Here is a 13,865-nt window from a genome sequence, read left to right on the forward strand (position 1 = left end):
AAGTTTCATTCTACGTAGGGACCTGCATCGACAATATTACAGGTTCTAAAACAGTATGTTCGTCTTTCTTTGATTTGTTCTTTGGGTCGTTAATGATAGCCCCAAGCATTTCTAGATCAGCATCTTCAAAAACTATGAGTATGGAATTGGAATCATTTGAATCCTGAAATGTCCTGAAACTGGCTACTGCAGGAGAAAATAAGTTAACTCGGTCTTGATGGCCTTTAAGCCATTTGTCAAAATTTCCGACTTTATGTCGGCCTATAACGGTTTGTTTCATGATATTCTATTTATATTAATGCCTACTCTTATTGGTTTTCGGCTTACCCATTTTTGTATGTATTCAATCCAAAAGCCAGGGCTGTATCAATACCAATGCCTGTTGTTCTTAATTTTGTTTGGTTTTTAGTTTTATTATTTTATGGCATCTGCTAGTTGCTTTGTATCCACATATTGTTGAAAAGCAATTACCTTTCCATCATTAAGCGTCCATAAATGAGCTGCTTGAGCATCAATAGGCTTATTGGTCTTTTTATAAGTTCCATTATAGCGTAAAGTAGCAAGCACTTGGTTATTGAACATGTCATGCAATTGAATATTAACCAGTTTAAATCCATCCCATTCACCACCAACACGTGCAAATACACCATTTAAAACGGTATCTGGCCCTACGTATGGATTGCCATCGGCATAAGCATTGCCTTCGGCTTCATTCCAAACAATATTGGCATCCATTTTGCTTAAAACAGTAGGAATATCACCAGTTCCAAAAGCTTTATAAAGACTGTCAATAATGCTTGTATTTTCTGGTGAAGATACAATGCCTAATTGTTGTAAAAATACCGTGTTATCCATGAAATCTTGTTCTTGGGCAATTTTACCATCTTTCATTTTAGCTATGGTAACACCCTCAATGTCTACCGATTTTCCTGTGGCGGGCATTCCGAAGAAATCACCAGTATGTTTTCCTTTAAAATTCCAATGTTTCACAATATTATCGTCTTGACCAAAAATATCAACAACCGTAAATTTAATATCTGAAAATCCAGTTATGAAGTTTTGGTAATAGGCTTTAAAATTGTCAATACCTACAATGTTTTCTGGACTAGATATCATTGTGATGTCTTCGGTGAAGTTTGTATTGTTAATAAGGTCTAAGTTGCCATCGTTAACAATATGATCCCAAGTATCGGAATACATTTTAATGTTTTTTTCAGTTTTAGTATTGTTACAAGACATTATGCTTAATCCAATGATTAGAAGAAATAGTTTGACTGAATTTTTCATTTTAGTTGATTTTAGTGGTTAAACTTATATAATTGTGTAAATACAAAGGCAGCTAAATAGTTAAGCAGCCTTTGTATTTTAAATGTTTCACTTGGCAGTCAGCAAGCTTTGGCTATAGTACCCCATTTCAGCTATTATTTTTCCGTCTGAGTTAAAACTGTTGCTAATGTGCATTGGCAGCGTAATTTCTTTTTTATCCGACTTACGAATTAAATGGTAATTCCACCAAGATAAAACTTCACGTCCGTTACCCATTTCATATTCCAAGTAATCAGGATATCCAATCATCTCTAAATTTTTTATCTCATAATCATTTAAGAATTTTTGCCACATGGATTTTGTTTCTTCTTTTGTATAGGTTTTTTCCCATCCTGAATTGATATCTGAAAATTTTGCATCATCACTGTAATAACTCATGCATTTGTCTAAATCTTTTTTTTCAAAAGCATAGTTGGCCAAACGAACGGTATTAATATTGTCATGATGGTTATAAATTTTGCCATTTGTTCTATTTACATAGCTGGCACGTATTTCGTCTGGGATACTTTGATTGGTGTAATTTATAATGGTTTGTATCTTGTTGTTTTTGTTTACAACAAAAAGTTTGTGTGTAGGCATATCAATTTTTACGCCTGTTTTTTTATGCACCCCTTTTAAATCTTCCCAAGTTTGTACCCAAACTACATCCTTTTGATTATCTTCTTTGTATTCCAAAGCATCAGGATAAGCACTTTTGGTGCGGGTTATAGAAAAATAATCGAGGGCGTCGTTCCACCATTTCACACCTTTTAAATAAGAGGTTTTGTCTTGTCCTTTATCGTTGGTCCTTGTGCCTACGCCGTTATAGGATTTAAAATCATCAGCCAAATAACTTGCTACTTTGGCAGAATCTCCAGCTACAAAAGCTTTGGTCATGTTTTCAACTACAGCAATAGCTGGGTGTTCAATGTAAATGGTTCCATTGGATTTTTTTTGGGCGAATGATGCCACTGTGCTTGCTAAAGCAATTACGAATAATAATGTTAGTTTTTTCATTGGTATAAAAATTTATGGTTAATTAATTCTTTTTAAATTTATAGTTAGTAAATTGGTTTAATGTTGATTTTATAGACAGAAACGGTATGCCCAATTGATGCTCTGCCAATTGGTTTTGGTAAATTATTTTAGCTTTAGGAGTGAGTGTTTTGGTATTAGGTTTTACACTTTGCTTGTTAGATGTGTTTTGCAAAAATGAAAAAGTAGTGTACAGCCACAAGAGTATAAATACAACCTTTAGTTTGAAGATGTATGTAGTTGTATAAAATAGCATAAAGTCTTTTTATTAAAATTAATTTAACTAAAAAAAGACTTAGGGAAAATATTATATAATATTAGTTAATATATTGATTATTAACAAATTTTATAAATAATATTTATTGAAAAGATGTTTTGAAGAAAAAAAGCTCAACAATTATTGTTGAGCTTTTTTTATAAACTAAGATTTAATATGGAATTTATTTAACTAATTCCTTTTGTTTTTTAGAAGAAAAATCAACTTCAATTTGATTGTTTATAATATCATCAAAGGTTTCTCTTTTTCTTATTAAATGTGCTTCATTATTGTACCATAATACTTCGGCAGGACGGAATCTAGAATTGTAGTTACTTGCCATAGAAAAACAGTAAGCACCAGCATTTTTGAAACATAAAATATCACCTTCATTAATTTCGTTGATGCGACGGTTATTGCCAAAAGTATCTGTTTCACAAATATAGCCTACTACAGTATAAAAACGCTCGCGCCCTTTTGGATTGGAAATATTTGAAATTTCGTGGTGCGACCCGTAAAACATAGGGCGTATTAAGTGATTGAAACCAGAATCTACCTGAGCAAAAACCGTTGAGGTAGTTTGTTTAATGGCATTTACTTTAGTTAAAAAACTTCCAGATTCGCTCACTAAAAATTTACCTGGTTCAAATGCTAAGGTTAAATCTTTCCCGTATTCTTTACAGAAGTTATTGAATTTTTTAGTTAATTTTTCACCTAATTCTTCAATATTAGTTTCAATATCACCTGGTTTGTAAGGTACTTTAAACCCAGAACCAAAATCGATAAAGTCTAAATTTTTAAATTGTTTTGCGGTTTCAAACAAAATTTCACTAGCATATAAAAACACTTCAATGTCTAATATATCACTGCCAGTATGCATGTGTATACCGTTAATTGTCATTTTGGTATTTTCAACAATACGTAAAATGTGCGGTATTTGATGAATAGAGATACCGAATTTAGAATCTATATGGCCAACAGAAATATTAGCATTTCCACCAGCCATAACGTGCGGGTTTATACGGATACAAACAGGCGTTTTTGGGTGTTTTGCACCAAATTGTTCTAAAATAGATAAATTATCTATATTAATTTTAACACCTAAAGCAGCAGCTTCTTCAATTTCGGTTAATGAAACGCCGTTTGGTGTAAAAATAATTTGTTCTGGTGAAAAACCAGCAGCTAAACCTAATTGAACTTCTTGTATTGAAACAGTGTCAATTCCAGAACCTAATGAGTTAAAAAATTTTAGTATAGATATATTAGATAATGCTTTAACAGCATAGTTTATTTTTAGATGCTTAACATTTTTAAAAGCATTAGTTAGTCTTTTGTATTGACTTTCAATTTTTTCGGCATCATAAACGTAAACCGGGCTCCCAAAATCTTGTGCTATTTTTAGCAATTGATTTTCCAACATAATTTTCAAAATTTTTGCCAAAGATATTTCTTTAAAATCAATAAAAAAGAAATTAATTAAAAATTAAACAAATTAAACAAAAAGTTAATTATTTAACAAAATAAAAAACTTTAATTCAAAATAAGCGTTTTAGTAATTAATTATTAGGGTAAGTAAACATGATTATTTACATTTGCGCTTCTTAAACTATTTAGCAAATTATGAATTTACACGAATATCAAGGTAAAGAAATATTAAGCAGCTTTGGAGTACGCATCCAACGTGGTATTGTTGCTCAAAATGCACAAGAAGCGGTAGCAGCAGCAAAACAATTAACGGCAGAAACTGGTACAAGTTGGTACGTAATTAAAGCCCAAGTTCATGCTGGTGGACGTGGTAAAGGTGGCGGTGTTAAACTTGCTAAAAACCTTAAAGAAGTAGAAGCAATTGCAGGAAACATTATAGGAATGAACCTTATTACGCCTCAAACTTCTGCTGCCGGTAAAAAAGTACATCAAGTTTTGGTTGCTGAGGATGTTTATTATCCAGGAGAAAGTGAAACCAGCGAGTTTTACGTATCTGTTTTATTGAACAGAGGTACAGGTCGTAATATGATTATGTATTCTACCGAAGGTGGAATGGATATTGAAACTGTTGCAGAAGAAACCCCTCATTTAATTTTTACTGAGGAAGTAGATCCTGCAGTTGGTCTTTTACCTTTCCAAGCAAGACGTGTTGCTTTCAATTTAGGATTATCTGGTACAGCTTTTAAGGAAATGACAAAGTTTGTTACCAATCTTTATACGGCTTATGTAAAATCAGATTCATCTCTATTTGAGATCAATCCAGTTTTAAAAACAAGCGATAATAAAATTTTAGCTGTTGATGCTAAGGTTACTATAGATGACAATGCGCTTTACAGACATAAAGATTATGTAGATTTACGTGATATCCGTGAAGAAAGTGCTATTGAAGTTGAAGCTGGCGAAAAAGGCTTAAACTATGTAGACTTATATGGTAATGTTGGATGTATGGTGAACGGTGCTGGTTTAGCTATGGCAACCATGGATTTAATTAAACAAGCAGGTGGTGAGCCAGCAAACTTTTTAGATGTTGGTGGTACTGCTGATGCGGCTCGCGTAGAGGCAGCTTTCAAAATCATATTAAAAGATCCAGCTGTAAAAGCTATTTTAATCAATATTTTTGGAGGTATTGTACGTTGCGACCGTGTGGCGCAAGGTGTTATTGATGCTTACAAAAACATGGGAACTATCAATGTGCCAATTATTGTGCGTTTACAAGGAACGAATGCTGATATAGCTAAAGAATTAATTGATAATTCTGGTTTAGCAGTATTAAGTGCTACTGAATTCCAAGAAGCAGCAGATAAAGTACAACAAGTATTAGCTTAATTTTACCCTGCAAGGTTTTAAAAACCTTGTAGGCATATATAACAAAAAGAGCAACATTAACCGTTGCTCTTTTTGTTTGTTTTAGAATGTAATAAACTTTTCTTTTTTATAAACTTTTTTTGTGGTGCTTTCTCGGAAGCTTCACCTTTTTCGGTTCCAGGTTTAATATTGATACCTTTTTCTTTATTGGCATCTTTCTTGGGCATTGGTCCGCGTAAATGAATAACCAAACCGTTTAAAAAGTTTCGTAAAATTTGGTCGCCGCATTCCATATACTTTGGATGGTCTTCATTTCTAAAAAAAGCACCCAACTCACTTTTAGAAATTCTAAAGTCTACAAGCTCTAAAATTTTCACAATATCATCATCTCTAAGCTTTAACGCAACACGTAGTTTTTTTAAAATATCGTTATTTGTCATATCTGCAATTTTTACACTAAAATTAAGCTTACCGTTTATCGATAATGCAATCAAGCACATGCTTTTCTAGCGTTTTTGTAATTTTTGTAAAGATACCTTAAAAAATTTATTTTGATTAACCTTATTTTATAATAATTAAAATAAATTAATTTACTGTATATCAATTAGTTAATTAATTGTTTTTTAATTTTTTGTTAAGATTTTATGCTTAAAAGCACATGTGTTTTTTTGTGTGATAATTTTTTTTATTGATGAAATAAATAAAATACACGACCAACTACGTTTGTGTTTTCGATAAGTTACATATTATCCACGATTATTAAATTATTGTTGTTCGTATCTTTATAATGTAATTAATTAATCCCTCTTAGCCATGATTAATAGAGTAGAAAAACTAAGTCTTCTTTCCGAAATGATAGCTTTTGCTAAGTACGATAAAGACATAAAACATATAGAATATAATTTTTTACTAGGTGTTGCAAAACAGTTAGATATTTCGCGAGAAGATTTTGATTACTTGATAGAACATCCAATTAATTATACTCATTTAAAATCTCATAGCGAGCGCATTGTGCAATTCCACCGTTTGGTTTTGCTAATGAATATTGAAAATCAAGGCGGTAACGAATCAAAAAGTGCGATTAAGTTATATAACTTTGGATTGCGTATGGGTTTAAGCCATGAATCAATTACAAAGGTTTTATATTTAATGGAAAGTTTTCCCAATAAAATTGTTCCACCAGACGTTTTAATAGATATTTTTAAAACACAGTATAATTAGGTTTATAAAGTAAATTCCAAAATCCAAATTCCAATAGAAGGTTTTAATTACTGAAATATTGGAATTTGGATTTTTTATTTGGAATTTTAAACATTTAACTTTTCCAGTTTCGTTTGGTAGTCTTTAATTTCATCACGTAGTTTTGCCGCAACAATAAAATCTAATGCTTTAGCAGCTTCTTCCATAAGTTTCCGTTTTTCGCGAATTTTCTTTTCCAATTCAGGTTTGTTTAAATAAGCACTTTCTGGTTCGGCAGCTTTTAAGGCTTCCAATTCATAACTATAGGTGCTTACTGAGTTTTTAGTTAAAGCATTATCTAAACTTTTATTTAATGCCTTTGGAACTAAATTGTGTTTGGTATTGTATGCAATTTGTTTTTCGCGTCGGTAATTGGTTTCATCAATGGTTTTTTGCATGCTATTGGTTATTTTATCGGCATACATAATAGCTTTGCCGTTAAGGTTTCTAGCGGCTCTACCAACGGTTTGTGTCAATGAACGTGCCGAACGTAAAAAACCTTCCTTATCGGCGTCTAAAATGGCGACAAGAGACACTTCGGGTAAGTCCAATCCTTCTCGAAGTAAGTTTACACCAACCAACACATCAAATAAACCTTTACGTAAGTCTTGCATAATTTCTACACGCTCCAAAGTATCTACATCGCTATGTATGTAGCGACAACGAATTTGAATGCGGTCTAAATATTTAGTCAGTTCCTCTGCCATACGTTTGGTAAGTGTAGTTACCAAGGTACGTTCGTCTTTTTCAACACGTTGCTGGATTTCTTCTATTAAATCATCAATTTGGTTTAAACTGGGTCGGATTTCAATAACGGGGTCCAATAATCCGGTTGGACGAATCACTTGCTCTACATAAATACCGTCCGATTTTTTTAATTCATAATCAGCAGGTGTAGCGCTTACATATATAACTTGGTTTTGTATGGCTTCAAACTCTTCAAATTTTAAGGGTCGGTTATCCATAGCAGCAGGCAATCTAAAACCGTATTCTACCAAATTTTCTTTTCTGCTTCTATCGCCTCCATACATGGCGTGTACTTGCGAAATAGTAACATGGCTTTCATCCACTACCATTAAGTAATCCTCTGGAAAATAATCCAATAAACAGAATGGTCTTGTACCCGGAAGTCTTCCATCTAAATAACGTGAGTAGTTTTCAATACCGGAACAATAGCCCAATTCCCTAATCATTTCCAAGTCGAATTCGGTACGTTCTTTAAGCCTTTTTGCTTCTAAATGTTTACCAATTTCTTTAAAATAATCGTGCTGTTTTACTAAATCGTCCTGAATTTCCTTAATGGCGTTTTGTAAAACATCGGGCGATGTTACAAACATGTTTGCAGGATAAATAGTCAGTAAATCATATTTTTCAATCACTTGATTGGTTTGGATGTTGAAAGATTCCATATCCTCAATTTCATCGCCAAAAAAGTGGATTCTAAAGGCATCATCGGCATAACTTGGGAAGATATCCACCGTATCACCTTTTATCCTGAAGTTTCCATGATTGAATTCACCTTCGGTACGCGAATACAAACTTTGTACCAATTGATGTAAAAGTTTGGTTCTTGAAATAACTTGGTCGCGCTTAAGCGTAATCACGTTTTTTTGAAATTCTATTGGGTTTCCAATACCATAAATGCACGAAACGGATGCAACAACCAATACATCGCGTCTGCCAGAAAGTAGGGAAGAGGTTGCACTTAAACGCATCTTTTCTATTTCTTCATTGATGGATAAATCTTTTTCTATAAAAACTCCCGATACGGGAATGTATGCTTCAGGTTGGTAGTAGTCGTAATACGATACGAAGTATTCAACAGCATTATTTGGAAAAAACTGTTTAAACTCAGAATATAATTGAGCTGCTAAGGTTTTATTATGGGCTAAAACAAGCGTGGGTTTTTGAACTTCCTGAATCACATTAGCAACTGTAAAGGTTTTACCAGAACCTGTTACACCAAGTAGTGTTTGGTATTTTTCGTTGGCATTTATACCGGCAACGAGTTGTTTTATAGCTTCGGGTTGATCGCCTGTAGGACTGAATTCGGATTCAATTTTGAACTTCATATTGCAAAATTACGCAAAAAAAGTGTGTTATCGTTTCAAAGTAAAGCGTCCATTATATTCGCTACTATCGGGCAATGTTACTAAATACCAATAATCGTCATTTGATAAAAATTTGAAACTATAGGTACCATTTCAACCAGCTTCTAAAGGATTGATAGGTTTGACTGTCAACTTGAAGATTTTGTTTAATCGAGAGAAATCCTAAAAAAGAAAACTTAAAAGAAAAAGCGGCTTCATTATAAATGACAACTCTAACTGTAAAAATAACTACTTAAACATAAAAAGTTAATGATTTTAGCGTTTTAGTGCAAAATGTCCTTTAATTTCAAAAGCTTCTCCGTTTTGAATGATTTTTGCAACAAACCAATAATCATCTGTAGGCATGTTTTCGCCATTGTACGTTCCATCCCATCCACTGGAGGTGTGCAGTAAATTTTTGAGTAATTTACCATATCTGTTATAAATATAAATAACGGTTCCAGGTAGTTGTTCAATGCCTACAACATGCCACGTATCAAAATAGCTATCGTTGTTTGGTGTGAAAAATTTAGGAATATCTATAACAAAAACTTCGGTAGTTACGTCTTCACAACCATTTAAGTCTCTTATGGTTATTGTGTGAACACCTAAAGTAACATTATTAAATACGTTAGATGTTTGTGGTTCTCCACCATCCAGTATAAACAGATAATCTCCAATTCCACTAACATTCACAGTAATGCTATTTGGGTCTGCAAAATCAACGGTTGTTGTAAAATTGATATTGGCGGTTTCAGACTCTATTACGGAAAAGAATTTGGTATATGAACAATCATCTGAAATGACATGCGGTGTTGTAGCTGTTACCCAATAATCGCCTATTTGAGAAGCATCAATTAATACAATTTGTGGGGTTGTTGCTCCGTTAGACCATTGATACGTGTCGTTTGGGTTGCCTGTATAAGCATCTATAACTAGCGGTAAATTGTTTAAGCACAAAGGAACGATGTCGTTTATAGGAATGACAGGCAGAGGGTTTACTATGGTTGTAAATTGGGTGATGTCATAACAATCCGAATTGTTTTCTATTCGTGCATAAATAATTTCGTTATTGGATGCGGAGTATAAATTGCCTAAAGCATTAGTACCGGCTTCGGCACTTGCAGAATTATTATAATAAGTTACGGTATGTGTATTTGCATTTTGATTTCCTATAATAGCATTTGCTGTTGCCAATAAATCAAATTCTAAAAAGCCATCAAAATTGTCATCACATGCTATTAAATTTGGAGGTGTGTTAGCCACGGGGTTACTATTTATTTCCAAGATAAAAGATTGTATGGCATAACATCCAGAGTTGTTATTTGCTACCCTTGCATAAATGGTATGGTTGCTCGAAGTGTAATTAAATGTGTTTCCAATAGGGTTTGTATTGTTATTTGCCTCGTTTAGTGTGTTGTGGTATGATATTGCAGACGTATTATAAGCATTAGTAATTAATCTGTTTACTTGAGTTAAATCAAAGGTATTAGTGTCATTGTCGCAAATAGGAATGGTTCCTATATCATTGGTTACAGGTGGTATATTTACATTTAGCTCTAGAGACATTGAGTCCGAACAGTCTGTTGATTCAATTTCCGCTTTAACATAAATTATTTTACCATCACTTGCGGGATATGCATTTATTTGAGAAGTTGGTATTTCTATTGTTAAATCTACATCTTCATAATAGGATATCGCCACATCACTAAACCTTACGTTTCCTATGTCATAAATGGTTGATTCTAAATTGATAGTTGTATTGCCATCATAATCCACATCGCATACAGGTGCTATAGTAGCAGAAATAATATGAGGTGTAGGAAAGGTAATAAATCTTACCTCTTCTACAACGGCACATAGATTGGCTAGATTTTCTATTCTTGCATAAAATTGGCCCTGAAGCGCATTCGAAGTGTATTGATTAGGTAATGGCGTTCCAGTATTGTTAAGAGCATCATTTTCATTTAAATAAAACTGAATATTTAAATTGTCACTGCTGCCTTGAGCAATTTCCTGGCGTTTACTTTCTAAATCGAAAGTATTATCGCCAGCAACACTTTGACAAACCGGAGGGAAATCTGAAAAATTAGTATTATAGTCGGGGTTTGTTGCTACTTCTATTGTAAAAGACCCTGTGCTGTTACAGGTGGGGTCTGAAATATTTTCAACACGTATATATATGGTTTCTAACCCCGAACTTGGGTAGGGATTATTCTTATCTATTAAGCTAGTAAAGGCGCTATCTTCAAAATAGAAAACTTCTTTGCCATTTTGTCCATTTAAAATTTCAGCATCTTTATCTGCAAAAATAAAGTTTGCCGATGTTGTACCTATATCAACACATATTTTGTAGGGTGTTATGTTAGGAATTATTGGTATGGTATTAACAATAATATTAAAGGATTCAATAGCAGGACATATGATTGTTGATGTAGTATCTTCAATACGAATATAAATGGTTTGCGTATTAGCATTATATGTTTCAGGGTTACTAATAGCATCTGTACTTGTATTAGCATTATCGTAAGATGTATGAAAACTGATATTTAATCCATTCGTGTTAGAAACAACCTCAGGTATTTTAGCTTCTAAATTTATAATTGAAAACCCATCTTGATCGTTATCACAAATAATAATAGGAGTAGGTGTCGTCGTCGCTGGAGCTACCGATACTTCAATATCGAAGCTGTTTTCGGTGTGGCAACCCGTGTCAATATTTTCAATACGTGCCCATAGGGTTGCTTGTTGGTCTACTACATACGTATTGGGTAGTTGGTTTGCGGTGTTATTGGTTTCAGCATCTTGTAAGGTTGGAAAATAAGTAACAGCAAAGTCTGTATTTCCATTTAGAATAGTATCGTCAAACGATGGTAAAAAAACATCAGCAACACCATCATCATCAGTATCACAATAAGGTAGAGGGGTTGGCGAATTAAAAAGTAATACAGGATTTACCCGCAATATAATATCTTCCTCTTCAATACAGCCCGTAGCGGTATTTTCAATTTTTATAAATAAGGTTGTGGGTGTTGTTGTACTTACTGGATAAAAATCATCCTTGTTAATAGGGTTAGTATCGTTATCTAAATCATCTTGGTTGTTGTAAAAGGTTACAGCTATAGGAAAAGGCAATTGCCCGATAATGAATGATTCAACGACATATAAATCGAAGTCTACAGAATTATTATTATCAGAATCATCACATAAAGCAAATTCACCAGTATCGGTTCCTGTAAGTAATAGATTGGTGTGAATTTCAATAGGAACTATGGCGTAGCAACCCGTTGTACTATCAACAAGTCTAACATAAACGGTTGTGTTTCCAGGTTCGGGCACAGCATTTGTATATTGGTAATTTGCGGGGTCAGAAATCGGGTTAGCTCCAGATTCAGCATCACTTTGACTTGTATGGTAAGTTGGTGGTAAAAAATTAGTTTCACCGTTTAAAATGTTGTTAATAACCTGAGTTAAATCGAACAAAGCTGAGCCATCATGGTCCACATCACAAGCATCAATGTATTGCAGATCCCTAACTATTTGAGTATTACCATTAGTTACATTAATAGTTAAAGAGGTCGTGCTCACACAGCCAGTTAGATTATCTGTAACTCTTACATAAAGTGTTTCAGAAGGTCCTGTAACGTTATAAGGAGGTAAAATACGATTGGTTCCATTATTAGCATCGAGTGGTGTAGTGTGGTAGCTTACACCTAGGTTAGTTTGACCATTGGTTATTTCACTATCTTTTTCTCTTAAATCTACAGCGGTTTGATTATTTGGGGTGTCATCATTATCGCAGACATCCCAATCTGCTGGCTGCGAAATTATTGGAGGTGAATTAACTTCTAAATTGAATTCCCCATAAATTAGACAGCCTTGGTCAGTATCTTCAACACGTACAAAAATAGTGGTTGGACCACTTGTTATTGGACTTGTTATATTGTTACTAGGATTGTTTCTTGCATCAGCATCGGTATAATAATACGAAATCGTATAATTAGCAGGAAGATTAGAGATTGCATTAACAACATCTTGATTTTTGGTAGATAGATTAAAAGTTTCTACGCCATTTCCATCATCATCACACACTGCGTAAGGTGAAATTGGATTGGTTGATAATTCGGTATCTATAGTAACATTAATGTCATCTGTAATAGTACAATTAAGCCCATTGATAGTTACCTCAACGCGGTATAAACCACTATCAGTAGTTGTTAGTATTGGGGCTATTTCTCCAGGCAAAAGGGCGTTGTCTCGGTACCATGCGTAAGTGGCTTGGGGGTTTTGTATTTCGCCATTTAAACTTACACTGCCAGAGCAAGTATTGACATCGTCTCCCAGCTCAAGCGCATTAAACGTATTGGCTTCTATAAAAACGGCCGTATCGTATGAAGGGTCGTTTCCTTGGTCCGCTACAATTAATTTAACATGATATTGCACATTTGGTGTTACATTACCAGCAGCAGTGAGTACGGTAGTTCTACCATTATAGTTCGTGTTTCCAAAATTATAGCCATCAAAATATTGTGCATTAGCTGCAGGACATTGAGTTATAATTTCATCATGAATATTATTAACTGTAACAGGTGTGTTGGTACCCGGAATGAGTGCTATATTTTGGTATGGCCCTGTACTGCTACTTTCTCTTATTAAAAAAGCAAAACCATCTGAAGAATTGCAGGGGTAATTGGCATAGTATTCTTCAGAGGCTAAAAGATAATTAAATTGTATGGCATCAGATAGGGCTACAAAATCGAATTCAATAACTGTAGCATTTACAGTATTGCCAACTCCTAAAGCGGTTTCAATATCTGGTTCGGTGCCCCAACTAAGTGTACCTTCGCTCAAATCGGTGGTATTTGTAGTGTTCGCTCCCGAGGCAGCATTTCCTGTAGATAGTACAATACCTGTACTTAAAGGAAAATTAGAACCCCCACTTTGAAAACTACCAAAACTAGAAAAGCCATTTACACTACCATTAAGTGATGATGTTACATTAGAAATATCGACACAATTACTAGCTAAATTATTTTCTATGAGGTCTTGTACAGGAATAGTATTATCAATTGTAATTAGCTGAGCGATCACAAAATTACAGCTGCAAACGCATGCTATTATAGTAAGATATATAAATCTCATACTTAAAG

General features: G+C 33.8%; 10 protein-coding genes. 2 read left to right on the forward strand and 8 right to left on the reverse strand.

All coding sequences use genetic code 11. The features are described 5' to 3' along the window. Window positions 1–10 precede the first annotated feature (10 nt). The 5 genes from ACGK9U_RS11270 to lysA form a co-directional block, all read right to left on the reverse strand. On the reverse strand, window positions 11–280 hold the full coding sequence (locus ACGK9U_RS11270) for a hypothetical protein (protein WP_394466480.1): 270 nt from the start codon (window positions 278–280) through the stop codon (window positions 11–13). Window positions 281–414: 134 nt separating this feature from the next. Continuing rightward, window positions 415–1,287 (reverse strand): ester cyclase, encoded by an 873-nt coding sequence (locus ACGK9U_RS11275; protein ID WP_394466481.1) that lies wholly within the window; start codon window positions 1,285–1,287, stop codon window positions 415–417. 87 nt (window positions 1,288–1,374) lie between these two features. Continuing rightward, window positions 1,375–2,322, reverse strand: coding sequence for a nuclear transport factor 2 family protein (locus ACGK9U_RS11280; RefSeq protein WP_394466482.1), 948 nt, complete (start codon window positions 2,320–2,322; stop codon window positions 1,375–1,377). Between the two features lie 22 nt (window positions 2,323–2,344). Then, on the reverse strand, window positions 2,345–2,596 hold the full coding sequence (locus ACGK9U_RS11285) for a hypothetical protein (protein WP_394466483.1): 252 nt from the start codon (window positions 2,594–2,596) through the stop codon (window positions 2,345–2,347). Between the two features lie 184 nt (window positions 2,597–2,780). Beyond that, on the reverse strand, window positions 2,781–4,016 hold the full coding sequence (gene lysA / locus ACGK9U_RS11290) for a diaminopimelate decarboxylase (RefSeq protein WP_394466523.1): 1,236 nt from the start codon (window positions 4,014–4,016) through the stop codon (window positions 2,781–2,783). 200 nt (window positions 4,017–4,216) lie between these two features. Between lysA and sucC the strand changes: the two genes are divergently transcribed. Continuing rightward, complete coding sequence (gene sucC / locus ACGK9U_RS11295; protein ID WP_394466484.1) at window positions 4,217–5,407, forward strand: ADP-forming succinate--CoA ligase subunit beta; 1,191 nt, start codon at window positions 4,217–4,219, stop codon at window positions 5,405–5,407. A gap of 56 nt (window positions 5,408–5,463) precedes the next feature. On the opposite strand, the gene ACGK9U_RS11300 is transcribed toward sucC, so the two are convergent. Continuing rightward, window positions 5,464–5,826: a DUF1456 family protein gene (locus tag ACGK9U_RS11300; protein WP_394466485.1), complete on the reverse strand. Its 363-nt coding sequence runs from the start codon at window positions 5,824–5,826 to the stop codon at window positions 5,464–5,466. Between the two features lie 373 nt (window positions 5,827–6,199). Here ACGK9U_RS11300 and ACGK9U_RS11305 point away from each other — a divergent pair, with 373 nt between their 5' ends. Then, entirely contained in the window at window positions 6,200–6,607 is a 408-nt protein-coding gene (locus tag ACGK9U_RS11305) for a TerB family tellurite resistance protein (protein ID WP_394466486.1), read from the forward strand. An 86-nt stretch (window positions 6,608–6,693) separates the two neighbouring features. Here ACGK9U_RS11305 and uvrB read toward each other — a convergent pair whose 3' ends face one another. Both uvrB and ACGK9U_RS11315 read right to left on the reverse strand, forming a co-directional pair. After that, window positions 6,694–8,697, reverse strand: a complete 2,004-nt coding sequence (gene uvrB / locus ACGK9U_RS11310) for an excinuclease ABC subunit UvrB (RefSeq protein WP_394466487.1) — start codon at window positions 8,695–8,697, stop codon at window positions 6,694–6,696. A 294-nt stretch (window positions 8,698–8,991) separates the two neighbouring features. Further along, on the reverse strand, window positions 8,992–13,857 hold the full coding sequence (locus ACGK9U_RS11315; RefSeq protein ID WP_394466488.1) for a choice-of-anchor L domain-containing protein: 4,866 nt from the start codon (window positions 13,855–13,857) through the stop codon (window positions 8,992–8,994). Between the last annotated feature and the right edge of the window lie 8 nt (window positions 13,858–13,865).

Origin of the sequence: Mariniflexile sp. HNIBRBA6329, assembly GCF_043558645.1 — a bacterium.
In the GTDB taxonomy this organism is placed as follows: domain Bacteria; phylum Bacteroidota; class Bacteroidia; order Flavobacteriales; family Flavobacteriaceae; genus Mariniflexile.